The sequence below is a fragment of the Marinactinospora rubrisoli genome (assembly GCF_042664915.1).
GTDB classification, from domain to species: domain Bacteria; phylum Actinomycetota; class Actinomycetes; order Streptosporangiales; family Streptosporangiaceae; genus Marinitenerispora; species Marinitenerispora rubrisoli.
The window spans coordinates 413159-436613 of sequence record NZ_JBHTBH010000003.1 but is presented as its reverse complement, the minus strand read 5'-3'; the positions used below and the strand labels follow the sequence as shown (position 1 = coordinate 436613).

Sequence of the window (23455 nt, the reverse complement as noted above, 5' to 3'; positions counted from 1 at the left end):
GGACCGGAGGCGCTCCCGGAACTCCAGGAGCCACCGGGTGCGCGGGAGGAGCGGCGGTGCCGCCGGGACGCCGGGTCCGGGCGGTCGGCGTTCGAGCGGAGAGGCCGGTGACCGGAGTCGTGGACGACCAGCGGTGGTCCCTGGTGATCCCGGTGAAACGCCTCGCCGCCGCCAAGTCCCGGCTCGCGGCGCCGCTGGGCCGGCACCGGGCGGAGCTGGCCCTGGCGATCGCGTCGGACACGGTGATGGCGGCGGTGGAGTGTCCCCGGGTGGCCGAGGTGATCGTGGTCACCGGCGATCCGCTCGCCGCCGGGGCGCTCGCGGACCTGGGGGCGCACCCGGTCGCCGACGAACCCGACGCGGGGCTGAACCCGGCGCTGCGGCACGGCGCGCGCTCGGCCGTGCGGCGGCGTCCCGACGCCGGGGTGTGCGCGATGTCGGCGGATCTGCCGGCGCTGCGTGCGGCGGAGCTGGACCGGGTGCTGGCCGCCGCCGCACGGCACGCGACCGCCTTCCTCGCGGACACGCCCGGGGTGGGCACCACGCTGTACGCGGCCTCGCCCGGTGCCGCGTTCCGCCCGGGGTTCGAGGGCAGCTCCCGGCTGCGGCACCGCGCCGCCGGTGCCGTGGAGATCGACCTCGCCGACGTGCCGGGCGCCCGGCGCGACGTCGACACGCTCGCGGACCTGCGGGAGGCGGCCCGTCTCGGGGTCGGCCCGCATACCGCGAAGCTGCTGGGCCGGCTGTCGTTCTGAGGACTGCGGACGCACCGCTGCCCGGGCCCCCGATGGGCGGCCCGGGCAGCGGGCGCGGTGACGCTACTTCTTCTTCTGGTCGTTCACCAGGGCCTTGAAGTCGGCTCCGGGACGGAACTTCGGGACGAAGCTCGCCGGAACGTCGATGGTGGCCCCGGTGGCCGGGTTGCGGGCGGTCCGGGCGGCACGCTCGGACTTCTCGAAGACCCCGAACCCGGTGATGGCCACCTTCTCGCCCTTGGCGACGGTGCGCTGCACGGTCTCCAACACAGCGTTAACGGCTTCGGTGGCGGTCTTCTTGTCCCCCAACCGGTCGGAGATCGCGTCGATCAGGTCACGCTTGTTCATTGGTTCCTCCGGTTCCCCCTTGCTCGCACGAAATTAGGGGACGTCAGGCCCTCGATACAAATACAAACGCCTGAGAAATCAGCGTGTCGAGGGCCTGCCGGGCCTCGGAGGGAGCTCCTGGAGCAGCCGATCCAGCCGCTCGGAGGCTCGGAGGGGGTCCCGTTTGACCCCCTCCGTGACCACCAAAAGCCTACGGATTACCGGAATCCGGACACTATCCGGAAGTGTCTCGGCACGGCGATGCGCCTCCCGCAGCCGCTCTGCCAAATCCAGGTAAAATTCCGGCTGCTGCGGCGGATCCGCCCCTATTGCGTCACCGGGAGCCACGTCTTACGGCGGGTTTCGTAGTCGGCGATCTCGTCGGTGTGCCGCAGGGTCAGGGCGATGTCGTCCAGCCCCTCCATCAGCCGCCAGCGCGTGTAGTCGTCCAGTTCGAACGGCACGGTGAGCCCCTGGTCGCCCGGGACGCGCACCTCGCGGGCCACCAGGTCCACGGTGACCTCGGTCGAGGGATCGGCCTCCACGAGGTCCCACAGCCGCTCGATGACCTCCTGCGGCAGCAGCACGGTGAGCAGCCCGCCCTTGAGCGAGTTGCCGCGGAAGATGTCGGCGAAGCGCGGAGCCAGCACCGCCTTGAAGCCGTAGTCCTGCAGAGCCCACACCGCGTGCTCGCGGGAGGATCCGGTGCCGAAGTCGGGGCCGGCGATCAGCACGCTGCCGCTCGCGTACTCGGGCTTGTTGAGCACGAAGTCGGGGTCGGCTCGCCAGGCGGCGAACAGGCCGTCCTCGAAGCCGGTGCGGGCCACCCGCTTCAGGTAGACGGCGGGGATGATCTGGTCGGTGTCCACGTTGCTGCGGCGCAGCGGAACGGCGCGGCCGGTGTGGACGGTGAACTTCTCCATGGGCGTTCCTACGTTCGCTACGTTGCCTGAGGTGAGCGGTGGGCTACAGGTCGGCGGGCGAGGACAGGGTGCCGCGCACCGCGGTCGCGGCGGCGACCAGCGGCGACACCAGGTGGGTGCGCCCGCCCTTGCCCTGGCGGCCCTCGAAGTTGCGGTTGGAGGTGGAGGCGCTGCGCTCACCCGGCTTGAGCTGGTCGGGGTTCATGCCGAGGCACATCGAGCAGCCCGCCTCTCGCCATTCGGCTCCGGCCGCCCGGAACACCTCGTCCAGCCCCTCGGCCGCGGCCTGCTGCTTGACCCGCATGGAACCGGGCACCACGAGCATCCGCACCCCGTCGGCGACCCGGCGGCCCCGGATCACCTCGGCGGCGGACCGCAGGTCCTCGATGCGGCCGTTGGTGCACGAACCCAGGAAGACGGTGTCCACGCGGACGTCGCGCAGCGGAACGCCGGGGGTCAGGTCCATGTAGGCGAGCGCCTTCTCCGCGGCGGCGCGCTCGGTGGGGTCGGCGAAGTCGGCCGGGTCCGGCACGGCGGCGTCCAGCGGGAGCCCCTGGCCGGGGTTGGTGCCCCAGGTGACGAACGGGCTCAGCTCGGCCGCGTCCAGCACCACCTCGGCGTCGAAGACCGCGTCGTCGTCGGTGCGCAGGCTCTTCCAGTGCTCGACCGCCGCGTCCCAGTCGGCCCCGGTGGGCGCGTGCGGACGGCCCTTGATGTATTCGAAGGTGGTCTCGTCCGGCGCGATCATCCCGGCCCGGGCCCCGGCCTCGATCGACATGTTGCAGATGGTCATCCGGGCCTCCATGGACAGCTGCCGGATGGCCTCCCCCCGGTACTCGATCACGTACCCCTGGCCGCCGCCGGTGCCGATCTTGGCGATGACGGCGAGGATGATGTCCTTGGAGGTCACACCGGGCGGAAGCGTGCCGTTCACGGTGACCGCCATCGTGCGGAACGGGGTCATCGGCAGCGTCTGCGTGGCCAGGACGTGCTCGACCTGGCTGGTGCCGATGCCGAACGCGAGCGCCCCGAACGCGCCGTGCGTGCTGGTGTGACTGTCGCCGCACACGACGGTCATGCCCGGCTGGGTCAGGCCGAGCTGCGGGCCGACGACGTGCACGATGCCCTGCTCGATGTCGCCCATGGGGTGCAGGCGGATCCCGAAGTCCGAGGCGTTCTTGCGCAGCGTCTCGATCTGGGTGCGCGAGACCGGGTCGGCGATGGGGAGCAGGATGTTCTCGGTGGGGACGTTGTGGTCCTCGGTCGCGATGGTGAGGTCCGGGCGGCGCACGGGACGGTCGGCCAGCCGCAGCCCCTCGAACGCCTGCGGGCTGGTGACCTCGTGCACGAGGTGCAGGTCGATGTAGAGCAGGTCGGGTTCGCCCTCGGCACGCCGGACGACGTGCTCCTCCCACACCTTCTCGGCCATCGTGCGAGCCATGTGGACGCCTCCTCGCGTCTCGACGTTTCTCGGAGCTTCTCGCCACTGCGCGACCGCGAAGACGGCCGCCGAAGGTCCGCCGCGTGCAGGCCGGCCCGTGCGGGCCGAGCCGACTTGCATTCCAAATAGCGAGACGGCAATATCAAGCCATGGACAACTCTAGCCCATCCAGCGGCGTTGGTGTGCTGGACAAGACGATGTCGGTGCTGGACGCGCTGGAGTCGGGCCCGGCGTCGCTCGCCCAGCTCGTGCAGATCACCGGTCTCGCGCGTCCCACGGCGCACCGGCTCGCGGTGGCCCTGGAACGGCACCGCATGGTGGCCCGGGACAGCCAGGGCCGTTTCGTGCTGGGACCCCGCCTGGGCGAGCTGTCCGTCGCGACCGGGGAGGACCGCCTGCTCGCCATCGCCAACCCGGTGCTGGTGCAGCTGCGCGACCTCACCCAGGAGAGCGCCCAGCTCTACCGCCGACAGGGCGACGTGCGCGTCTGCGTCGCGGCGGCCGAGCGTGCCAGCGGGCTGCGCGACACCGTCCCGGTGGGCAGCGAACTGCCGATGAACGCCGGCTCGGCCGCGCAGGTGCTCCTGGCCTGGGAGGACTCCGAACGCATCCGCCGGGCGCTGCGCGGCGCGCACTTCACCTCGGCCACGCTCGCCCAGGTGCGTCGGCGGCGCTGGGCGCAGAGCGTCGGGGAACGCGAACAGGGCGTCGCGTCGGTGTCGGCGCCGATCGCCGGGCCGGGCGGCCGGGTGATCGCGGCGGTGTCGGTCTCCGGCCCCATCGAGCGGCTGACCCGCTCCCCCGGCCGGCTGCACGCCCAGGCCGTCATCGCCGCCGCGGAGCGGATCAGCGAGTCACTGCACAACCACGAGGGACAGGGCTAGCCGGGGCGGCGGCGCGGCCTCACTCCCCGAGCCCGACCCGCAGGACGCGGTCGTCGCCGTCGGCCGGCGTGCCGCGGCCGTCACGGTTGCTGGTGGTCAGCCAGATCCCGCCGCCACCGGGCGCGGCGACGACATCGCGCAGCCGACCGAACTCGCCGGTGAACAGCGACTCCGGTTCACCCACCGGGCGGGCCGGGTCGCCGGTCAGCGGCACCCGCCACAGGCGCTGGCCGCGCAGCGCCGCCACCCACAGCGATCCGTCGGCCACCGCCGCACCGCTCGGCGACGCCTCGGCGGTGGTCCAGGTGACGACCGGATCCACGAAGCCGTCCTGGCCGCCGACGCCCTCGACCTCCGGCCAGCCGTAGTTGCCGCCCGGCCGGATCACGTTGACCTCGTCGTAGGTGTTCTGCCCGAACTCGGTGGCCAGCAGCGTGTCGCCGTCCCAGGCCAGGCCCTGGACGTTGCGGTGTCCGTAGCTGTACACCAGGTTGCCGAACGGGTTGTCGTCCGGCACCTCTCCCTCGGGCGTCATCCGCAGGATCTTGCCCGCAACGGAGTCGATGTCCTGGGAGAGCTGGCGCTCGTTGGCGTCGCCGGTGCCCGCGTACAGCATGCCATCGGGCCCGAAGGCGATCCGGCCGCCGTTGTGGATGCCGGCGCTGGGGATCCCCTCCAGCACTGGTTCGGGCGTGCCCAGCCCGGCCGCGGGATCGTAGGTCATGCGGACGATGCGGTTGTCCGAGTCGGAGGTGAAGTAGACGTACACCAGCCGGTCGCTCTCGAAGTCGGGCGACACCGCGAGCCCCAGCAGCCCGCCCTCGCCCTGCGGCGCCACTCCGGGGACGACGCCGATCTGCTGAGTCGTGCCGTCCGGCTGGATGCGCACGATCCGCGCGGAGTCGCGCTCGGTGGCCAGCGCGCTCCCGTCAGGGAGGAAGTCGACCGCCCAGGGCACCTCAAGGCCGGTGGCGACGTCCTCCGGCGCGGACGGCGCCACGGCGGTGTTCGCGCCGCCGTCCGTCGGGCTCGGCACCTGCTCCGGAGGTGGCGCGGCCGCGCATCCCACGCCGACCGTGAGCACGACGCCGAGGAGCGCGCCGAGCCATTTGGGGTGCCGCATCCGCTCTCCCAGAACTCGGTGGTGGGTATCGCCATGCCCACCGGAAAACGGTTTCACACGCGTCTGTCCCAGTTCGGCCGCCTCTGTGCCCGGGCGGCCGGCGCTTCAAGATCGACACGAGAAGCGACCGCACGCCATCGCCTGGAAAAGCAACGAGGCCCGCATCTACCAATGCGAGCCTCGTGGTGGTACCCCCGAGCGGATTTGAACCGCCGTTACCGCCTTGAGAGGGCGGCGTCCTGGGCCGCTAGACGACGGGGGCCCGTACTGCCGTGGGACTCACCTTATCGGAAACCGAGGGTGTTTCGTCCCTGTCAGGGCCGGTCCGGGACCGGCCCCGCGCCAGAAAAAAGCTCCCACCGGAGTGGGAGCATCTCCCTGTCGCGTACCCCCGAGCGGATTTGAACCGCCGTTACCGCCTTGAGAGGGCGGCGTCCTAGGCCGCTAGACGACGGGGGCCTGGACCGCGTAATGCGGGTGAGCCGATGACCGGCTCCGGTGCGGTCCCGAGTGGGACTACACCAGCTGGGGTACCAGGACTCGAACCTAGACTAACTGAACCAGAATCAGTCGTGCTGCCGATTACACCATACCCCAGTGCTCTTGGAGGGCCTTCCCTGCTGGGCTTGCTCCCCTCGGCGCACGACCACTTTAGCGGACATCCAGAGTGCTCGCGAACGGGAAAACGGGACGGCCGGGCGCGTCTGGCCGCCCCGCCCGCCGGTCACTCCTCGGTGGCGTCCAGCTTCGCCAGGGCATCGCTCAGCCGGTCCCGCACGCGGTCCCGCCCGAGCAGTTCCAGGGACTCGAACAGCGGGAGGCCGACCGTGCGTCCGGTCACCGCGACCCGCACCGGGGCCTGCGCCTTGCCGAGCTTCAGCCCCTGCGCGGCGGCCACCTCCTCCAGCGCGGTCTTCAGCGCCGCCGCCTCCCACGTCAGTTCGGGATCGGCGAACCTCTCCAGCGCCGCGGTGAGCATCTCCCGGCCCACTCCGGGCTTCATGGCCTTGGACCAGCTCTGCGCGTCCTCCACCGGCCGGTCCAGGAACAGGAAGTCCACGTTCGGCACGATCTCGCTCAGCACCGCCACCCGGCTCTGTGCCAGCGGGGCCACCGCCGCGAACACCTGCGGGTCGAAGTTCTCCGCCGGCCACGGCGCGGCGTCCGGAGCGAGCCACGGCCGGCAGCGCTCGGCGAACTCCTCGGCCGAGAGCGCACGGATGTACTCGCCGTTGAACGCGCGCAGCTTCTTCTCATCGAAGAAGGCGCTGGAGCTGTTGACGTCGGAGACGCGGAACAGCGGCTCCATCTCCGCCCACGGCATGATCTCCCGGTCCTCACCGGGCGACCAGCCCAGCAGCATCAGGTAGTTGACCATGGCCTCGGGCAGGTAGCCCTCGTCCTGGTAGGACTCCAGCGCCACCTTGTCCCGCCGCTTGGACAGCTTCTGCCGCTTCTCGTTCACGATCACCGGCAGGTGCGCCCACACCGGCGGGGTGTGCCCCAGCGCCTCCCACAGCAGCTGCTGCTTGGGGGTGTTGGAAAGGTGCTCCTCGCCGCGCACCACGTGGGTGATGGCCATCTCCACGTCGTCGACCACGTTGGCGAGCACGAACAGCGGCGATCCGTCGCCACGCGCGATCACGAAGTCCTCGATGGCGCCCCGTTCGAACTCCACCTGGCCCCGGACCTGGTCCGTGACCACGACCGGACCCCCCTCCGGGATCCGGAACCGCAGCGCCCGCCCGGCGCCGGGCCCCAGGCCGCGATCCCGGCAGAACCCGTCATAGCCCAGGTGCGGGTTGCCGCGCCGCTCCTGGACCTGCTCGCGGGTGCAGTCGCAGTAGTACGCCCGGCCGTCCTTGAACAGCCGCTCGGCCGTCTCGCGGTGCTTGCCGGCGTAGGCCGACTGAAAGTACGGGCCCTCGAAGTGCGGGTCGGCCTCGCTGATCCCCAGCCACGCCAACGCCCGGATGATCCCCTCGGTCCATTCGGGCCGGTTGCGCGCCGCATCGGTGTCCTCGATGCGCAGCACGAGCCGGCCCTGGGGGTCCTGGCGCGCGAGAGCCCAGTTGAACAGCGCGGAGCGCGCGCCGCCGACGTGGAACATGCCGGTCGGCGACGGCGCGAATCGGGTGCGAATGGGATTGTCAGCCACGCCCAAAGCCTACTGGCCGTCCGGCCGGGACCGGCCGTCGCCGCAGTCCAGCGGCGCCGGGGTGCGGGGAGACCGTCAACCGCCCACCGAGCGAGATCGAGCTGTGGGACCGTGGGGGCATGCACTACCACGGTTACTTCTGGCGCGGCTCCGAGGCCCGGCGGATTCGGGAGGAGGTCGACGGCCATGTCAGGGGTGAGGGGTTCGCGTCGTCCGACATCCCGCCGATCAAGACGTGCTGGTGGCTTCGCAGGCCGGAAGGGGTCATCGCCGGAACATGGTCGGACGCTTCGGAGGCCGTGCACTGGATGGCCGAGCGGTACGGCACCTTCGCGGACGCCCTCGCCGACCCGCACCCGTTCTGGAAGCCGAAGGCGGCACGCCGCGCGGCGGCCGCCCGGCATCTGGCGGACGGACGTGACATCTCGTGGAGCTATCACCTTCGTGACGATGAGCGCGCCTTCGTGGCGGCGGTGTGCTGCTCACCCAACGCGTGGGAGGACATCCCGTGTCCCTTCACTCGCGGTCGAGCCTGAGGACCTGGAGTGCCGGTGCGCACGCGACCACTTCGACCCCGGCGCCACCATGACCTGCGAGAGATACGGCCGGAGCGGCTGAGCGGACCGCTGGCCCCGTCCGCCGCTCTTTCGAAGCCCGCCGGCGGCCCCTCACCCGGCCGCGATGTGCAGGTGCTTCTTGCCCGTTCCGGTGCACATCCGGCAGTCTTCCGCGACGCGGGTCCATGCGATCAGGCCGGACGCGTCGCGGACGGGCTTCTCGGGCCGCCACTGTCCCGTTCCACCGCAGTAGTGGCAGGCCAGGTCGTCCCGGGCGCACCACGGGCAGTCGGTCAGTGCGCAGCACTCGTACGTGTTCGGCATGCGGAACACCCCTCCCCAGATGACGGCCAGCGTTCCACAGGCGCCGGGCGAGCGTCCAGGGAGGAACGCCGCCCGGCACCCGGCACCGTCGGCGGCCGGTTCAGTCCCGCGTCACGACCCGGTTGGTCAGTTCGCCGATCCTCTCGACCTCGACCTTCACCTGCTGGCCGACCTCCAGGGGGCCGACTCCGGCGGGGGTGCCGGTGAGGAGGACGTCCCCGGGGAGCAGCGTCATGAACTCGCTGACGTAGGAGATCAGCGCCGGGATGTCGTGGATCAGGCTGGAGGTGCGGTCGTCCTGGCGCAGTTCACCGTCGACGCGCGTGGTGATCCGCAGGTCGGCGGCCTCCGCCAGGGACAGACCGGTCTCGATCCACGGGCCGATGGGGCAGAACGAGTCGAAGCCCTTGCCGCGCGTCCACTGCTTGTCCCGTTTCTGCAGATCCCGCGCCGTGATGTCGTTGGCCACCGTGTAGCCGAACACCACCTCCGCGGCCCGTTCGCGCGGGACCTCGCGGGCGATGCGGCCGATGACGATCGCCAGTTCGCCCTCGAAGTCCACCCGCTCCGACAGCCGCGGGTAGAAGATCGGGTCGTTGGGGCCGGAGACCGAGGTGGACGGCTTGAGGAACACCACCGGCTCCTCTGGGACCGCGTCGCTGCCGCCGCCGGTGACGTCCTTCATCTCCGCGACGTGCTCGGCGTAGTTCTTCCCGATGCACACGACCTTGCTCGGCAGCACCGGGGAGAGCAGCCGCACGTCCTCCAGCCGGATGGGCTCGCCGGTGAGCTTGATGGTGCCCAGCAGCGGGTGCCCGGTGAGCCGGGACACGAACTGCTGGCCGGTGTCGTCGGTGTCGACGAGCCCGTAGGCGACCTCGTCCTCGACCGAAAATCTCGCGATGCGCACGGCTGTCCTACCTCTTGGTCCACGCGGATGTGCACCCCCGAGGTTAGCGAGGTGGGCGTGTTACCTGTGTGCCGCCCGGGAACGCGCCGGATGGCGGTGGCATGCCGCGCTCGTGGGAGGCGCGGGACCGAGGCCGGCCGTGCCTAGCCGGGCGCTGGAGTACCTTCCTCCCCGGCACGGCAGGAGACGCCTTCGCTCAGGAAACTCCACGCGGCGAATCCGACACTCCTGTCCTCATTACCTCGCATCACCGGGCGGGAATCCCCGACACGGTTCCGCCCGGAGAACAGATGGCCTTCTTCGGTGCCATGGTCGGCGAATGACCGAGTGGGCCAGCCTGTCGCGGTGTAACAGGTCCCCGGCGGCATATCGGCGGGAGCGACGCTCACCCTGCCGGTGCATCCATCGTTCTCCCGGACACGGAAATCCCCGTGGGCGCACGGCGCCGCGGCGGCCGATGCCTGAGCCGGGGCCGGCATTCCCGCGAGGAGAAAGGCGGTCGCCAGCACGGCGACGGCATGCGACGCGGCCGAGGCCGTGCCCAGCGGCGGCCCACGAGAGGCGTGAACGACAATGGCGCCATGAGCATCGTCAAGTTCAACGTCCTGACCGTACCTGAGGAGGCCCGCGCCACTCTGGAGGAGCGGTTCGCCAACCGGGCCGGCCTGGTGGAGAACCAGCCCGGCTTCGAGGAGTTCCAGCTGCTCCGGCCGGTCGAAGGCACTGACAAGTACCTGGTGTACACCCGGTGGGCGGACGAGGAGTCGTTCCAGAACTGGCTGAAGAGCCAGGCGTTCAGCCGGGGCCACGCCCAGGCCGCCGAGGAGGCCGGCCGGTCCGAGCAGGGGCACGGGCACGGGCATGGACACGGCGGCCCGGCGGCGACCGGTTCCGAGCTGTGGGGTTTCGAAGTGGTGGAGCACGTGACGGCGAAATGACCGTGTGCGTCGCGTAGCCGACGCGGACCGGCCGGGCGGCCGGCCTCGGGGAGTTCCGTCCCAGAGGCCGGCCGTCCGTCGTTGACGGCCCGCCATCGCGGACACCTTGGCCACTTGACAAGCTTCGTCAAGTGCTTGACGATGAACGTCAAGAAAGGGGAGTCGATGCCGCCGAATGAGCAAGAACTCAGGGACCAGCTGGTCCGCCTGATCGACACGCGCCTGCTCGATCCGCTGGAGATCCTGCTCGAAGGCGACGCGACGGTCGAGGGTGTGCGGACGGCGGTGCGGGCCCGCGCGACGACCTGGGCGCGCGGCATGCTCGAAGCCGACGACCAGGCCGCCATCGGGCTGGTCGTGCGGCTCGTGGCCACGCTGTTCCCCGGCGATGGCCCGTTCGACCCGCCGGTCGACTGGTGGCGCACTCCCATGGGCCAGGTCGTCGCCTGGCGGGTGGGGCATCCGACGGCCGAGCGGGTCTCCTACCCCGTGGCCGGGGCCATGCTCGGGATCACCCGCCAGGGCGTCCACGACCTCGTCGCGCGCGGTCGGCTCCCTCGCCACCCCGAGGGCGGCGTGGTGGCAAGCGCCATCCGCGACCGCCTCCGTTCGGAAGGACGTACGAGACATGCGTGACGTGCTGGTCGACTCCGCGGGGATCACCATCGCGGCCCGCGACTTCGGTGGACCGGAACAAGAGACACCTCCGGTCGCGCTCACCACCTCACTCCCCTCCACCACCAACGCGGATCGGCCTCCGGCCGCTGGCGCCGACGGCTCCGGACGCTCGGCGGCTCGCCGCCCTGTACCCCCGGTCGCGCTCACCACCTCACTTTCCTCCACCACCAACGCGGATCGGCCTCCGGCCGCTGGCGCCGACGGCTCCGGACGCTCGGCGGCTCGCCGCCCTGTACCCCCGGTCGCGCTCACCACCTCACTCCCCTTCACCGCCGGCGCAGAAGGCGCTACGCGCGAGAGCGCCGACGGCTCCGGACGCTCGGCGGCTCGCGGCTCCGTCCTGCTCCTGCATGGTTCCGGCGGGAACCTCGCGACGGTGACTCCGCTTGCGGAGGCGCTGCGAGCCCATCACCGTGTGGTGGCGGTGGACCTGCGCGGACACGGCCGGTCCGGTGACGGGCCATGGGACTGGGAGGCGGTGCTGGCGGATCTGGCCGCCGTCGCCGACGCATTCGGCCTGGCGGCACCGGCCGTGGTCGGGGTGTCGCTGGGCGGCATGCTCGCCGCCCAGTGGGCACGGCACCACCCGGAGTGCCCCGGTGCGGTCAGTCTGGACGGCAACCCGACCCCCACCCGGCCGGAACAGCTCCCTGGTCTGGATCCGGCGGAGGCCGCGCGGGAGCTCGCCCGGCTCGACGCCACGTTCACCGCTATGGCCGCCGCGATGGCCGAGCCGCTGTCCGCCGAACACCTGGCCACGGCGCGGACCGGACAGCGGGCGATGGCGGCGCGGTACGGGATCGCCGAGGAGACCTGGGACGAGGCATTCGAACGCAACCTGACCGTGCACGGCGACGGCACGTTCCTCCGCCCCCGCGCCGACACGCTCGCGCGGCTGCGGCGCTTCCAGCAGGACTTCGATCCGGTCCAGGCCGCCCGGGACGCGCGCTGTGCGCTGCTCCTCGTCATGGCGACCGAGGACCTGCCGGAGCAGCGGGCGTTCCACCGGTTGTACGCCGCCCACCGTGCGGGGCTGGCCGATCGCCTCGACGCCGCCGGGCGGGACAATCCTCTGCTGCGGGTGACGCGGCTTGAAGGTGCCAGTCACGCCATGGCGGTCGAGCATCCCGCCCGGCTCGCGGACCTCATCACGGATTTCCTGGCGCAGGCGCCCACGGAGCCCTCGGTCGCCGCCCGGAAGGCGCCGGGCCCCGGCGCGTGACGCTCGCGGCGCCGGTCCGGACGCCGTCCGGCGAGCCGCCGGTCACCCTCCGCTGTGGCGAACGGCGCGCTGATCACGTACGGTGCGGAATGCCGAGATAGCTCCCCCCACCCCGGAAAGGCCCGCATTGCCGACCCCTGCCGTGAAACGCCGACGGCGCTACCGCCCCGCGCACCGTCGGCGCAGCCGAATCCGCCCGAGGCTGGTCAGCGGGCTGGCCGTCGTGTCCGCCGGAGTGGTCCTGCTGGCCACCGGAACGCTGCCGCCCGGCGAGTGGCTGGTGAACGCGGCGAACTTCAGCACGGTGCCACCGCACGCCGGATCCGCCCGGCCCGCCGACCCCGCCGAGGCGGCGGCACCACGGCCACCGGAGGAGCAGGCGCCCGCGCCGCCCGTGCTGCTGCGTTCCGTGGTGCCGGAGGTGGCGACCGCCGACGGCGAGTTGACGGTGGTGGCCGGTGAGAGCCCCGTGCGCGGCTCGGGGCCGCTGCGGCGCTACCTGGTGGAGGTCGAGGAGGGGCTGCCCGGCGCGGCCGGTGACTTCGCCGCCGCCGTCGACGAGGTACTCGCCGACCCGCGCGGCTGGATCGGCGACGGCATGTCGGTGCAGCGGGTGGACTCCGGGCCGGTGGACTTCCGGGTGGCGCTGGCGGCGCCGGCCACGGTGGACGACCTCTGTTATCCGCTGCGGACGGAGGGGGAGGTCTCCTGCACGCAGGGCGACCGGGCGATTATCAACCAGAACCGGTGGGTGAGCGGGGTCCGCCACTTCGACGGCGACCTCGCGACCTACCGCGTCTACGTGGTCAACCACGAGGTCGGCCATGCGCTCGGGCACGGGCACGTCACCTGCCCCGGCGCGGGCGAGCGCGCCCCCGTCATGCAGCAGCAGACCCTCGGTCTCCAGGGCTGCGAACCGAACGGCTGGCCGCACCCCTGACGGCGGACCGGCGCCCCGCCCCGCAGGGAGACGGAACGCCGGTCGCGGGCCAAGGTACCGGCCGGGTACCGCGGTTCCGGTTCGGGGACGGTGCGGTGTCGGCGGCGCCGGAGCGGTGGTGCGCACGCTCGCCGTGGCAGGCCGGGGAGGCGCGAGGACGGCGGAGCCTCAGGAGCCCGGGGCGAAGTTCTCGAACCGGACGCATCGCCCCCGCGTCGCGCCGGGTCTCGGCGGCAACACCGACCGGTGCCTCGCAAGCCACCACGCCCCGGGTGCGGAAACCGTCCTCGCCAGAGGTGTGGGCCGCGGCCCACCGCGGTCAGCTCACGCTCGGGTACCCCTGGCGCAGCAGGCCGTAGGTCACCGCCTGCTCCAGCGCCGTCCAAGAGGCGTCGATGACGTTCTCCCCCACGCCGACCGTGGTCCACTCACCGCGGCCGTCCCCGAAGGTGACCAGGATCCGGGTGACCGCATCCGAACCGGAGGTGTTCTCCAGGATCCGCACCTTGTAGTCGGTCAACGCGAATCCCGCCATGGCGCTGTAGACGCCCTCCATGGCGGACCGCAATGCCCGGTCCAGCGCATTGACCGGCCCGTTCCCCTCGGCCGCGGCGATCACCCGCTCGCCCTTGACGTGCAGCTTGACGGTGGCTTCACTGAGCGCGGCGACCGCGTCCGACCCGGCGGGAACGGCGGGGGCTCCGCCCGACGCCATCGTCGGCTCCGGTCGTTCACCGGCTCGCCGCACCCCACCACCCGTCGCGCTCCCCAGCTCACTCCCCTCCACCGCCGACGACAACCGGCCTCCGGCGCTCACCGCCGACGGCTCCGGACGTTCGCCGGCTCGTCGCTCCGTGATCACGCGCCAGGATTCTGCCCTGAAGTACCGCACCGGCTGCCCCAGCTCCTCGCGGAGCAGCAGTTCCAGGGACGCGTCCGCAGCCTCGAAGCTGTATCCCTGCGACTCCAGCGCCTTGATCCGGTCGACCACGCGGCCGAGCACGGCGCGGTCGTCCGAAAGGTCGAAACCCAGCTCCCGCGCCTTCAGCTCCACCGACGCGCGGCCCGCCATGTCCGACACCAGCATCCGCATGTCATTGCCCACCAGCGCCGGATCGGTGTGCTGGTACAGGTCCGGGTCCACCTTGATGGCGGAGGCGTGCAGGCCCGCCTTGTGGGCGAAGGCCGACACCCCCACGTACGGCTGGTGGGTCGCCGGAGCGATGTTGACGATCTCGGCCACGGCCTGCGAGACCCGCGTCATCTCCCGCAGCCCGCCCTTGGGGAGCACCCGGCGGTCGTACTTCAGCTCCAGGGCGGCGACCACCGAGAACAGGTTGGCGTTACCGACCCGCTCGCCGTAGCCGTTCGCGGTGCACTGCACGTGGGTCGCGCCGGCGTCCACCGCGGCCAGCGTGTTGGCGACCGCGCAGCCGGTGTCGTCCTGGGCGTGAATGCCCAGCCGGGCGCCGGTGCGCGCGTGGACCGCGCCGACCACCGCGGTCACGTCGGCCGGGAGCATCCCGCCGTTGGTGTCGCACAGCACGACGACGTCGGCGCCGGCCTCCGCCGCGGCGCGCACCACGCTCAGCGCGTACTCGGGGTCGTACCGGTAGCCGTCGAAGAAGTGCTCGCAGTCCACGAAGACCCGCTGACCGTGCTCTCGCAGGTACGCCACGGTGTCGGCGACCATGGCCAGGTTCTCCGCGAGCGTGGTGCGCAGCGCCCGCTCGACGTGCCGGGCGTCGCTCTTGGCCACCAGCGTGACGACCGGCGCCCCCGAGTCGCGCAGGGCGGCCACCAGCGGGTCGTCCGCCGCCCGGACCCCGGGACGACGGGTGGCGCCGAACGCGGTGAGGCGGGCGTGCCGCAGCTGGAGCTCGGTGCGGGCGCGCCGGAAGAACTCGGTGTCCTTCGGGTTGGCGCCGGGCCATCCGCCCTCGATGAAGCCCACGCCGAACTCGTCCAGCAGTCGCGCGATCGCCAGCTTGTCGGCCACGGTGAGGGTGATCCCCTCCCGTTGCGCACCGTCGCGCAGCGTGGTGTCGAAGACGTGGAAACTGTCGTCCAACATGGGTGGAACTCCCCGAAACAGGTGGTGGTCGCCCCGCCGGCCCAATAAAAAAGACCCCTCGTGGACACGAGAGGTCAGCGCGCTGGCGAGGTCCGTGGTCAGCCAGCGCGCCGCTCGATAATGATCAGCCGCGACGGCACGGGACCAGTCTGCCACATGGGATCGTCGCAGGTGGCGGGAGTCTGCGGAATCCGCTGGGGCATCCCAATGCCGGTGTCGGCCGTAGCACCCGCGCTCCGAAGTCCCGCCGAAGCCTCTGGGGCGCGGGTGCCGACCAGGGTCCGTGGCCTGGGGTGCTCCTTAGCCCTCCGGTAGTACTCCGGGGACGCGCCCGGTCGCAGCAGCGCCGACCGCGCCGACAGGTAGAACAGGAGGCACGGTCTTCGGCTGTAGCGCCGGTTCTGCGGTGGTCGTTCGCGCGCTCGCCCGAGTCCCGGGAGACCGGAGCGATTCCCGCGTGCGCGGCCTGGAGAGCGGTCGGGAGCCCGCGGCATCGACGGCCATCCCTCAGTGGTGGCCCTCCGGAACGGCGCGCGGCGTCCGGTGAGGTGGAGCGTCGGTCAGTCGAGCCGGAAGGCGTCCGCGAGGATGTCGATTTCGGCCGCCAGCAGTCCCGCGGGGTCGTGCCCCATGCCGGTGAAGTGCCCCGCGACCTCCAGGCTGATGACGCCGTGCGTGCGCGTCCAGGACATGAGCGCGCCGGCGAGGGAGATTCCGGTCGCGGAGGAGGCGCCGGCGTCCGCGGGTGGTGCTTCCCCCGATGTCCCCGCCACGGCCGCGGCGACCCATTCGGCGACCGCGGGCTCCCGCTCCGCCCACGCGGCCAGCCGCCGTGCCACGGGGAGCACCGCGGGGACCGGTTCCGCTCCGGCGAAGAGCGGGAGGAAGTGGCCGAGTGCGGACCGCGCGCGGTCGACGGTGTCGGCCGGGGCGGTGTATCCGGGCTGCGGCGAGCCGGCGATCAGCAGGTAACGGTGCGGATGGGTCACCGCCCACGTCCGGTACGCGGCGGACAGGCGGTGCAGCCGTTCCCGCGCCGGTTCTCCCGCGGCTCGGGGCCCGGCGCCGGCGATGGCCGCGGCCGCGTCGTCGTAGGCGTCCCGGATCAGCGCGGTCAGCAGGTCGTCGCGGTTGGCGAAGTAGCGGTAGAGCGCCGGGCCGGACAGCCCGAGTTCCTTGGCGATGCGGGTGAGCGCGACGGCCCCGGTTCCCCCCTCCGCCAGTTGCCGCAACGCGATCGCCTTGATCTCGGCGCGAGTCTGCTCCCGGTAGCGGGACCGCAGCCCTCCGGTCGACGTCACACCCGTCTCCTCTCGACCCGACGCGTGAGAGAGCCTAGCGCACGTTACACTCCATAACGTATGTTAGACATCGTAACTACACGGTCGCGCAGCCCCCTAGGAGTCCCCATGCCCAGCACCGCCCCCGCCGCCCATCACGTCGTCCTGGGTTCCGGCCCGGCCGGAACCGCGCTCGCCGCCGAACTCGCCCGCCGCGGCCATCGAGTCCGGCTGGTCAATCGCAGCGGCGACGGCCCGCGGACGGCCGGCGTCGAACGCCACGCGGCCGACGCGGCCGATCCCGCCCAGGTCCGCGCCGCGATCGCCGGTGCCGCCACCGTCTACCACTGCGTCAACGTGGACTACCACCGCCAGGTCGACCTCCTCCCCGGTATTCAGAAGTCGATCCTGGCCGCCGCCGAGGCCGAAGGCGCCCGGCTCGTCGTACTCGACACGCTCTACCCCTACGGCAGCACCGGCGGGGCCGTCATGACCGAGAACACCCCGTGGCGGGCGACCGGCCGCAAGGGGCAGATGCGGGCCCACCTGGACGAGATCTACCTCGCCGCGCACGAGTCCGGACGGGTGCGGGTCGCACTGGGCCGGGCCGCCGACTTCGTCGGCCCCGGGGTCCTCAACTCCACCCTGGGCGGTGCCGTCTTCCCCGGTGCCCTGACCGGTGGCGAGGTGCTGGCGCTCGGCGACATCGACCTGCCGCACAGCTACGGTTACATCGGCGACGTCGCCTCCGGGCTGGCCACGCTGGGCGAGCGCCCCGAGGGCGACGGCCGGGTATGGCACCTGCCCACCGCCCCGGCGGTGTCCACCCGCGAGGTGCACGCGATGATCGAGGAGCGGGTCGGCCGGCCGCTCAAGGTCGTGGTGCTCGACGAGCCGCGCGCGTTCGGCCCGTTCGATGAGCGCTTCATGCGGGAGTACGCCGAGCTCTTCTACCAGCACACCGAGCCGCAGATCGTGGACTCCTCCGCCTTCGAGCGCGCGTTCGCCGTCCGGCCCACCCCGCTCGGTGCGGCACTGGACGCCACCATCGCCTGGTACCGCGAGGCGATCGCGCGCCGCTGACACCGCCGCGGCCCCGCATCGCACGGAGGCGATGCGGGGCCGCGGCGGCGTGGAACGAGCCGGTCAGGCCATCCGGCGGACCCAGCCGTGGCTGTCGGGACGGGTGCCGTACTGGATGCCGACCAGCTCCTCACGCAGCCGCATCGTCACCGGACCGGGCGCACCGTCGCCGATCCGGAACTCGCCCTGGGTGCTGCGGACGTGCCCGACCGGGGTGATGACCGCCGCCGTGCCGCACGCGAACACCTCGGTCAGCTCACCGCTCTCGGCCGCCGCCCGCCACTCGTCGGTGGACAGCCGCCCTTCTTCGGCCGGGATGCCCAGCTCGGGACCGAGCTTGAGCAGTGAGTCGCGGGTGACCCCCGGCAGCAACGTGCCGGTGAGCGCGGGAGTGAGCAGCCGGGCGTTCTCCCCGGAGCCGAAGACGAAGAACAGGTTCATGCCCCCCATCTCCTCGACCCACCGGTGCTCGACCGCGTCCAGCCAGACGACCTGGTCGCAGCCCTGCTCGACCGCCTGGGCCTGGGCGAGGAAGCTGGCCGCGTAGTTGCCGGCGAACTTCGCGGCGCCGGTGCCGCCGGGCGCGGCACGGGTGAAGTCCTCGCTGAGCCAGACGGTGACCGGTGTGATCCCGCCGGAGAAGTACGCCGCCGCGGGGGAGGCGATGACCATGAACAGGTAGCTGCGGGACGGGTTGTTGACGCCGAGGCCGACGTCGGTGGCGAACATGAACGGGCGAAGGTAGAGGCTGTGTCCCTCCTGGGTGGGAACCCACTCGCCGTCGTGCTCCAGCAGCGTCGTTATGGCGCGCAGGAACAGTTCCTCGGGCAGCTCGGGCATGGCGAGGCGGCGGGCGCTGGTGTTCAGCCGGGCCGCGTTGACCTCGGGCCGGAAGGCGGCGATCGAGCCGTCCGGGTGCCGGTACGCCTTGAGCCCTTCGAAGATCTCCTGGGCGTAGTGGAGGGCGGCGGTCGCCGGGTCGAGTTGGACGGGTCCGTAGGGCTCCAGGCGGGCATCGTGCCAGCCCTGCCCCTCGGTGTAGCGGATGGTGACCATGTGGTCGGTGAACACGTTGCCGAACCCGGGGTTCTCCAGCAGCGCGGCGCGTTCCCGCGGGGTCCTCCGCTGGGACGACGGCCGGATGTCGAACGTCAGACCGCTTGTGGTGGTGGTGTTCATAGCGCGTAGGTTCCTCTCGGGTACTGCGGGTCGGCGACGCTGCCGACCCGGCTTCCAGTCTGCCGAATCGTCGCGTCCCGGGCCATATCACCCGGCCGAACCGGGCGAACATGACGAACGGGCGCGCCGTGGGCGCGCCCGTTGCACCGTGGAGGATCGCCAGGTGCCTCAGCCGCGCCGGGGTGCCAGCAGGGCTGAGGCGAGGATTCGCTCAGCCCTGCTCCGCTACTCGCCGGGCGATGTCGTCGCCGATCTCGCTCGTGGAGCGGACCAGGCCGTCCTTGGCACGGGCCTGCAGGTCCTCGCCGACGGCACGCTCGATCCGGCGGGCCGCGTCGGCGTAGCCGAGGTGGTCGAGCATGAGGCCGGCGGACAGGATGGTCGCGGTCGGGTCGGCCTTGCCCTGACCGGCGATGTCCGGCGCCGAGCCGTGCACCGGCTCGAACATGCTCGGGAAGTCGCGCTCGGGGTTGATGTTGCCGCTCGCGGCCAGCCCGATGCCACCGGCGACGGCGGCGCCGAGGTCGGTGATGATGTCGCCGAACAGGTTGTCGGTGACGACGACGTCGAAACGCCGCGGCTGGGTCACGAAGAACATGGTGGCGGCGTCGACGTGCAGGTAGTCGACGGCGACCTGCGGGTACTCGGCGCCGACCTCGCGCACGACGCGCTGCCACAGCTCGCCGGCGAAGGTGAGGACGTTGTCCTTGTGCACGAGGGTGAGCCGGTGCCGCGGGCGCTCCGCCGCCTTGGCGAAGGCGTAACGGACCACCCGCTCCACCCCGAAGCGGGTGTTGACGCTGTCCTGGGTGGCGATCTCACCGGGCGTGCCCTTGCGCAGCACGCCGCCCATGCCGGCGTAGGGGCCCTCGGTGCCCTCGCGCACGACCAGCATGTCGATGTCCTCGGGGGTGACGTCGCCGAGTGGGGTGTGCACGCCGGGATACAGCCGGACCGGCCGCAGGTTGACGTAGTGCGAGAAGTCGAAGCGCAGCCGCAGCAGCAGGCCGCGCTCCAGGACGCCGCTGGGCACCGTCGGGTCGCCGACCGCGCCGAGGAAGATCGCCTCGTGCTCGCGCAGTTCCGCCGCCACGGTGTCGGGCAGGGTCTCCCCGGTGGCGTGCCACCGCTTGGCGCCGAGCTCGTACTCGGTGGTGTCGAGCGCCAGGTCGTGCGCGGGGGCGACGGTGGCGAGCACCTTGAGCCCCTCGGCGACGACCTCGGGGCCGATGCCGTCACCGGGGATGACGGCCAACTTCACGGTGCGAGCAGCCATGCGATGCCTCAACTTCGTCGAACTCGTCGGGTCGGAACACTGGTCCGGGTCGGCGCGCCGACCGCCTTCGCCACCCGGGTGGCCTCTCACATGCTGAGACCAGGGGAAACGGGACCGGGGTCAGCCTAGCGAGCCGGGAGGCGGCCCTAGGCCCGGTGTCCAGCCGGCACCGGGACGCCGTCCGGACCGGTTCGCGGTACGCGCGGAGCCGCAGAGCGCTCCCCGGGCGGTGTGCCCGTCAGGTGGCTCGGGGAGGGGCGGCCGTACGCCCGGCCGTGGCGTGGTCCGCGGGGCCGGTGGGATCGCCAGGCCCTGGTGCCGACGCAGCCGGATCTCTGCGGCGTGGCATCGTGCGGAACTCCTCGGACGGCAGACTATCGGACGTCCGAGTAACGGTGTGGGGCGGCTCCCCGGTTCCGGCCGGAAAGCCCCACGGTGCGCCGTGCCGCCGCGGCGGCACGGCGCGACCCGTCAGAGCAGGTCGACCTGGCGGCTGCTCTCGGCCCGGATCTCGGCGGCGATGGCCTCCAGGGTCTCGCCCGGAATCGCGGAGTCCACCGTGAGCGTGATGAGCGCCGTGCCGCCTTCGGCGTCCCGGCTGACCTGCATGCCGGCGATGTTCACGCCCGCCTCGCCGAGCAGCGCGCCCACGGTGCCCACGATGCCCGGCCGGTCCTCGTAGGACAGGAACGCCATGTGCTCGCTCAGCGCGATCTCCATGCCGTAGCCGTTCAGCTCGACCAGCTTCTCGTGCTGCCGCGGTCCGGTGAGCGTGCCCGACACCGACACCCGCTGGCCGTCGGCCAGGATGCCGCGCACCGCGATGACATTGCGCCAGTCGGAGCTGTCGTCGCTGGTCACCAGGTTCACCTCGACGCCGCGCTCCTTGGCCAGCAGCGGCGCGTTGACGTAGGTGACCGCCTCCTCGACCACGCCGCCGAAGACGCCCTTCAGCGCGGCGAGCTCCACCACCTTGACGTCGTGCGCGGCGATCTCCCCGCGCACCTCGACGTCGATCCGGCTGGCGATCCCACCGGCCACCGCGGTGAAGATCCGGCCGAGCTTCTCGGCCAGCGGCAGCCCCGGCTTGACGTCCTCGGCCACCGCCCCGCCCTGCACGTTCACCGCGTCCGGCACGAACTCGCCGGACAGCGCGAGCTTGACCGACCGCGCGACCTGGGTGCCCGCCTTCTCCTGCGCCTCGTGCGTGCTCGCGCCCAGGTGCGGGGCCACCACCACGCTCTCGAACTCGAACAGCGGGCTGTCCGTGCACGGCTCCTTGGCGAACACGTCGATCCCGGCCCCGGCGACCCGGCCCTCCTTCAGGGCCCGGTACAGCGCGTCCTCGTCCACGATGCCGCCACGAGCGGCGTTGATGATGCGGACGCTCGGCTTGACCCGCCGCAGCGCGTCCTCGCCGATGAGGCCGATGGTGTCCTTGTTCTTCGGCAGGTGCACGGTGATGAAGTCGCTGCGCTCCAGCAGCTCCTCCAGCCCGACCACCTCCACCCCGATCTGCGCGGCGCGGGCCGGCTGCACGAACGGGTCGAAGGCGATGAGCCGGGTGCCGAAGGCCGACAGCCGCTGGGCCACGAGCACGCCGATGCGCCCCAGCCCCACGATGCCGACCGTCTTGTCGTACAGCTCGACACCGGTGTACTTCGAGCGCTTCCACTCGCCCTTGATCAGCGCCTGGTGGGCCGGGGCGGTGTTACGGGCGGAGGCGAGCAGCAGGTTGATGGCCTGCTCGGCGGCGCTGACGATGTTGGAGGTGGGCGCGTTGACCACGAGCACACCCGCCTTGGTGGCGGCGTCCACGTCGACGTTGTCCAGCCCGACGCCGGCGCGCGCCACGACCTTCAGCTTCGGCGCCGCCGCCAGCGCCTCGGCGTCGACCCGGGTCGCGCTGCGCACGATCAGGGCGTCGACGTCGGCGAGGGCCGGGAGCAGCAGCGATCGGTCGGCGCCGTCGGTGGAGCGGACCTCGAAGTCCTCCTCCAGCAGCGCGACACCAGCGGGCGAGAGTTCTTCCGCGACGAGTACGACGGGCTTGGGCACAGCAGATCCTTATGTGGTTGCGGCGGCATCGGTGCGCGGGACGGCGTCCGGGGCCGGGCGCCCGCCACGCCCCGACAGTTCCGGCAAGCGGAAATGGCCAGCAGAAGTCTAGTGCGCCGGTCGGGAACACACACGGTATGGGGCCCGAACATGCGGCGCGCGGCCCCTGACCGCCCCTGACCGTCCCCCCGGCGACCGGGACCGGGCGCGGCCGGCCGTCCCGCGCGGGGCGGGGACACCGGCCGCGCCGGGGTGGATCAGCCCTTCAGCCAGCTCATGAGCGGCCGCAGCTCGGCGCCGACCTTCTCGATCTGCTCGCCCTGCTCGGCCTCGCGGCGCTTGAGGAAGTTGGGGCGGCCGGCGTCGAACTCCGCCACGAGTTCCCGCGCGTACGTCCCGTCCCGCACCTCGGCGAGGATGCGGCGCATCTCCTCACGGGTCTGCTCGGTGATGACGCGCGGGCCGCGGGTGTAGCCGCCGAACTCCGCGTTGTCCGAGACCGACCAGTACATCTTGGAGATGCCGCCCTCGTACATGAGGTCCACGATGAGCTTCATCTCGTGCAGGCACTCGAAGTAGGCGACCTCGGGCTGGTAGCCCGCCTCGACGAGGGTGGAGAAGCCGGCCTTGATCAGCTCGGACACGCCGCCGCACAGCACGGCCTGCTCGCCGAACAGGTCGGTCTCGGTCTCCTCGGTGAAGGTGGTCTTCAGCGCGCCGGCGCGGGTGCCGCCGATGCCCTTGGCGTAGGACAGCGCCAGGTCCCAGGCGGAGCCGGAGGCGTCCTTCTCCACCGCGACCAGCACCGGGACGCCGCGCCCCTCCTCGAACTGGCGGCGGACCAGGTGGCCGGGGCCCTTGGGGGCGACCATGGCGACGTCCACACCGGCCGGCGGCTCGATCAGGCCGTACCGGATGCTGAACCCGTGGCCGAAGAACAGCGCGTCGCCCTCCTGGAGGTGCGGGGCGATCTCGTTGGCGTACAGGTCACGGTGGATGTGGTCGGGGACCAGGATCATGATGAGGTCGGCCTCCTCGGCCGCCTGCGCGGGAGTGACGACCCGCAGCCCCTCCTCCTCGGCCTTCGCCCGGCTCTTGGAGCCCTCAGCGAGGCCGACCCGGACGTCGACGCCGGAATCCCGCAGCGACAGCGCGTGCGCGTGCCCCTGGCTGCCGTAGCCGATGACGGCGACCTTGCGCCCCTGGATGACGCTCAGGTCGGCGGCGTCGTCGTAGTACATCTCTGCTGCCACTTCGGCTTACTCCTTGTTGGTTGCGGTCGCGGCCCGGCGCCGCCGGCCTGGCGGGCGCGGCGGCCGGATTCG

Annotated in this window: 22 protein-coding genes and 3 tRNA genes; 8 read left to right on the top strand and 17 right to left on the bottom strand. The window is 72.0% G+C overall.

Going from position 1 to position 23455, the window contains the following annotated elements:
* Positions 1-107 precede the first annotated feature (107 nt).
* A complete protein-coding gene (gene cofC / locus ACFQRF_RS08705) occupies positions 108-755 on the top strand; it encodes a 2-phospho-L-lactate guanylyltransferase (protein ID WP_379870308.1) in 648 nt (215 codons plus the stop codon).
* 63 nt (positions 756-818) lie between these two features.
* Here the strand turns inward: cofC and ACFQRF_RS08700 are convergent, their stop codons facing one another.
* The 4 genes from ACFQRF_RS08700 to leuC form a co-directional block, all read right to left on the bottom strand.
* Entirely contained in the window at positions 819-1103 is a 285-nt protein-coding gene (locus tag ACFQRF_RS08700) for an HU family DNA-binding protein (RefSeq protein ID WP_379870306.1), read from the bottom strand.
* 78 nt (positions 1104-1181) lie between these two features.
* On the bottom strand, positions 1182-1430 hold the full coding sequence (locus tag ACFQRF_RS27730) for an SCO5555 family protein (protein ID WP_465262331.1): 249 nt from the start codon (positions 1428-1430) through the stop codon (positions 1182-1184).
* On the bottom strand, positions 1409-2005 hold the full coding sequence (gene leuD / locus ACFQRF_RS08695) for a 3-isopropylmalate dehydratase small subunit (RefSeq protein ID WP_379870305.1): 597 nt from the start codon (positions 2003-2005) through the stop codon (positions 1409-1411). Before leuD ends, ACFQRF_RS27730 begins: the two co-directional genes overlap by 22 nt.
* A gap of 43 nt (positions 2006-2048) precedes the next feature.
* The gene (gene leuC / locus ACFQRF_RS08690; protein ID WP_379870303.1) at positions 2049-3446 is read right to left on the bottom strand and encodes a 3-isopropylmalate dehydratase large subunit; all 1398 of its coding nucleotides are present in this window, start codon (positions 3444-3446) and stop codon (positions 2049-2051) included.
* A 197-nt stretch (positions 3447-3643) separates the two neighbouring features.
* Between leuC and ACFQRF_RS08685 the strand changes: the two genes are divergently transcribed.
* Positions 3644-4330: an IclR family transcriptional regulator gene (locus ACFQRF_RS08685; RefSeq protein ID WP_379870437.1), complete on the top strand. Its 687-nt coding sequence runs from the start codon at positions 3644-3646 to the stop codon at positions 4328-4330.
* Between the two features lie 19 nt (positions 4331-4349).
* Here ACFQRF_RS08685 and ACFQRF_RS08680 read toward each other — a convergent pair whose 3' ends face one another.
* From ACFQRF_RS08680 to gltX, 5 genes are all read right to left on the bottom strand, one after another.
* Entirely contained in the window at positions 4350-5453 is a 1104-nt protein-coding gene (locus ACFQRF_RS08680) for a PQQ-dependent sugar dehydrogenase (protein ID WP_379870301.1), read from the bottom strand.
* 186 nt (positions 5454-5639) lie between these two features.
* Positions 5640-5715 (bottom strand) — tRNA-Glu (locus ACFQRF_RS08675).
* A 124-nt stretch (positions 5716-5839) separates the two neighbouring features.
* Positions 5840-5912: transfer RNA gene (locus ACFQRF_RS08670), tRNA-Glu, on the bottom strand.
* A 66-nt stretch (positions 5913-5978) separates the two neighbouring features.
* A tRNA-Gln gene (locus tag ACFQRF_RS08665) sits at positions 5979-6050 on the bottom strand.
* Between the two features lie 127 nt (positions 6051-6177).
* On the bottom strand, positions 6178-7611 hold the full coding sequence (gene gltX / locus ACFQRF_RS08660; RefSeq protein ID WP_379870300.1) for a glutamate--tRNA ligase: 1434 nt from the start codon (positions 7609-7611) through the stop codon (positions 6178-6180).
* A gap of 119 nt (positions 7612-7730) precedes the next feature.
* Here gltX and ACFQRF_RS08655 point away from each other — a divergent pair, with 119 nt between their 5' ends.
* Complete coding sequence (locus ACFQRF_RS08655; protein WP_379870298.1) at positions 7731-8147, top strand: hypothetical protein; 417 nt, start codon at positions 7731-7733, stop codon at positions 8145-8147.
* Between the two features lie 132 nt (positions 8148-8279).
* Here ACFQRF_RS08655 and ACFQRF_RS08650 read toward each other — a convergent pair whose 3' ends face one another.
* Together ACFQRF_RS08650 and ACFQRF_RS08645 are read right to left on the bottom strand one after the other, a co-directional pair.
* Positions 8280-8492 carry a hypothetical protein gene (locus ACFQRF_RS08650; RefSeq protein WP_379870297.1) on the bottom strand — a complete coding sequence of 71 codons (213 nt, stop codon included), beginning with the start codon at positions 8490-8492 and terminating at the stop codon, positions 8280-8282.
* 100 nt (positions 8493-8592) lie between these two features.
* Positions 8593-9402 carry a fumarylacetoacetate hydrolase family protein gene (locus tag ACFQRF_RS08645; protein WP_379870296.1) on the bottom strand — a complete coding sequence of 270 codons (810 nt, stop codon included), beginning with the start codon at positions 9400-9402 and terminating at the stop codon, positions 8593-8595.
* 581 nt (positions 9403-9983) lie between these two features.
* Between ACFQRF_RS08645 and ACFQRF_RS08640 the strand changes: the two genes are divergently transcribed.
* From ACFQRF_RS08640 to ACFQRF_RS08625, 4 genes are all read left to right on the top strand, one after another.
* The gene (locus tag ACFQRF_RS08640; protein ID WP_379870295.1) at positions 9984-10340 is read left to right on the top strand and encodes an antibiotic biosynthesis monooxygenase family protein; all 357 of its coding nucleotides are present in this window, start codon (positions 9984-9986) and stop codon (positions 10338-10340) included.
* A 141-nt stretch (positions 10341-10481) separates the two neighbouring features.
* Entirely contained in the window at positions 10482-10976 is a 495-nt protein-coding gene (locus tag ACFQRF_RS08635; RefSeq protein ID WP_379870293.1) for a hypothetical protein, read from the top strand.
* On the top strand, positions 10969-12240 hold the full coding sequence (locus ACFQRF_RS08630; RefSeq protein ID WP_379870291.1) for an alpha/beta fold hydrolase: 1272 nt from the start codon (positions 10969-10971) through the stop codon (positions 12238-12240). Before ACFQRF_RS08635 ends, ACFQRF_RS08630 begins: the two co-directional genes overlap by 8 nt.
* A gap of 223 nt (positions 12241-12463) precedes the next feature.
* Positions 12464-13180: a DUF3152 domain-containing protein gene (locus ACFQRF_RS08625; protein WP_379870289.1), complete on the top strand. Its 717-nt coding sequence runs from the start codon at positions 12464-12466 to the stop codon at positions 13178-13180.
* Positions 13181-13499: 319 nt separating this feature from the next.
* Here ACFQRF_RS08625 and cimA read toward each other — a convergent pair whose 3' ends face one another.
* Positions 13500-15254 carry a citramalate synthase gene (gene cimA / locus ACFQRF_RS08620; RefSeq protein ID WP_379870288.1) on the bottom strand — a complete coding sequence of 585 codons (1755 nt, stop codon included), beginning with the start codon at positions 15252-15254 and terminating at the stop codon, positions 13500-13502.
* Positions 15255-15814: 560 nt separating this feature from the next.
* On the bottom strand, positions 15815-16555 hold the full coding sequence (locus ACFQRF_RS08615) for a TetR/AcrR family transcriptional regulator (protein ID WP_379870286.1): 741 nt from the start codon (positions 16553-16555) through the stop codon (positions 15815-15817).
* 108 nt (positions 16556-16663) lie between these two features.
* Here ACFQRF_RS08615 and ACFQRF_RS08610 point away from each other — a divergent pair, with 108 nt between their 5' ends.
* Positions 16664-17617 carry an NAD-dependent epimerase/dehydratase family protein gene (locus ACFQRF_RS08610; RefSeq protein WP_379870285.1) on the top strand — a complete coding sequence of 318 codons (954 nt, stop codon included), beginning with the start codon at positions 16664-16666 and terminating at the stop codon, positions 17615-17617.
* 63 nt (positions 17618-17680) lie between these two features.
* Here the strand turns inward: ACFQRF_RS08610 and ACFQRF_RS08605 are convergent, their stop codons facing one another.
* From ACFQRF_RS08605 to ilvC, 4 genes are all read right to left on the bottom strand, one after another.
* Complete coding sequence (locus tag ACFQRF_RS08605) at positions 17681-18796, bottom strand: branched-chain amino acid aminotransferase (RefSeq protein WP_379870283.1); 1116 nt, start codon at positions 18794-18796, stop codon at positions 17681-17683.
* A 211-nt stretch (positions 18797-19007) separates the two neighbouring features.
* The gene (locus ACFQRF_RS08600; protein ID WP_379870282.1) at positions 19008-20072 is read right to left on the bottom strand and encodes a 3-isopropylmalate dehydrogenase; all 1065 of its coding nucleotides are present in this window, start codon (positions 20070-20072) and stop codon (positions 19008-19010) included.
* 471 nt (positions 20073-20543) lie between these two features.
* Entirely contained in the window at positions 20544-22130 is a 1587-nt protein-coding gene (gene serA / locus ACFQRF_RS08595; protein ID WP_379870280.1) for a phosphoglycerate dehydrogenase, read from the bottom strand.
* A gap of 257 nt (positions 22131-22387) precedes the next feature.
* Positions 22388-23383, bottom strand: coding sequence for a ketol-acid reductoisomerase (gene ilvC, locus ACFQRF_RS08590; protein ID WP_379870279.1), 996 nt, complete (start codon positions 23381-23383; stop codon positions 22388-22390).
* Positions 23384-23455 lie beyond the last annotated feature (72 nt).